Here is a 1,080-nt window from a genome sequence, read left to right on the forward strand (position 1 = left end):
TCAACAAGGAAACGAGACTGCCGTAAGTCGTTCGACGCTCGCTGACCGAGCGGCGGACTTACTACGTGAGCAAATCTTGCTCGATAAGTTGAAGCCCAATGAGGTTCTTGCCGAACGGGAAATCTCCGAAAAACTGGGTGTCTCGAGGACGCCGCTTAGAGAAGCCTTGCGGACACTTGCGTCTGAGGGATTGGTCGAGATGCAACCCAATCTTAGGCCTCGGGTAGCGGATCCATCGCTGGAGCAAATACTCGACCTCATCGACGTCCTATCTTCGATGGAACGCCTCGCCTGTGAAATTCTGGCTGAAAAACACAGCTCTCATGTGATGTCGAAACTGGAAAAGCAAATTGAGCTTCTTGGCACCTTCCCCGATGACGGCGACGAACTCGAGTTCTTCAACATCGACATGGATTTCCATAAGACCATTGTTGCTGGCACAGAGAATGGCTCCTTGATCATAACTCATGGACAATACAATGCCGCCGTGTTCAGAGCGCGTTTCATGTCAACGAAATGGGTCGCAAGACGCCCGTTGATGCAAGAGCAGCACTCGGAGATCGCGGAGCTCATTCGTAGGAGGGATGGCGCTGCAGCTGGCGAGATGATGAAAGACCATCTCCAACAGTTGAAGGTTAACGTGACCGATCTCTACAACGCCAGGGCCAAATCAGCTTCCAATGGTTCCGGCAAACGCGCCTGAAACATTTAGATAGGTTGCATACAGGCTTGTTGTTCCGCAGATAAAAAGCCGGTTGCGTTTTGAACCGCCGAAGCAGACATTTGCGACAACTTCCGGAATCTGAATTTTTCCAAGCAATTGACCTGCTGGTGTGAGGCAGTGAACGCCCTCGCCCGTGCTGGTCCAAATGTTGCCCTCCGTATCAATCCGGAATCCATCATAGAGCCCAACCGGACACTCCGATATGGCTTCGCCGCCCGATAGTTTGTCACCATTCACATTGAACTTGCGTATGTGTTTCGGCCCGTCTTCTGCGTGGGTTGCACCTGTGTCTGCAATATAGAGCGAGCTTTCATCGGGTGAGAACGCCAAACCATTGGGCTGAACGAAGTCGGTCG

2 protein-coding genes are annotated in these 1,080 nt (G+C 52.1%); one reads left to right on the forward strand and one right to left on the reverse strand.

Going from position 1 to position 1,080, the window contains the following annotated elements; translation table 11 throughout:
* The coding region (locus AC2FNB_RS21320) for a GntR family transcriptional regulator (protein ID WP_496748718.1) at window positions 1-703 on the forward strand (703 nt) is incomplete at its 5' end.
* On the opposite strand, the gene AC2FNB_RS21325 is transcribed toward AC2FNB_RS21320, so the two are convergent.
* Window positions 671-1,080, reverse strand: a 410-nt coding sequence (locus tag AC2FNB_RS21325; protein ID WP_496748719.1) for an SMP-30/gluconolactonase/LRE family protein, incomplete at its 5' end; no start/stop codon positions are given. The two genes, AC2FNB_RS21320 and AC2FNB_RS21325, sit on opposite strands and share 33 nt — an antisense overlap.

The organism is Ruegeria sp. BHSB058 (assembly GCF_059613285.1).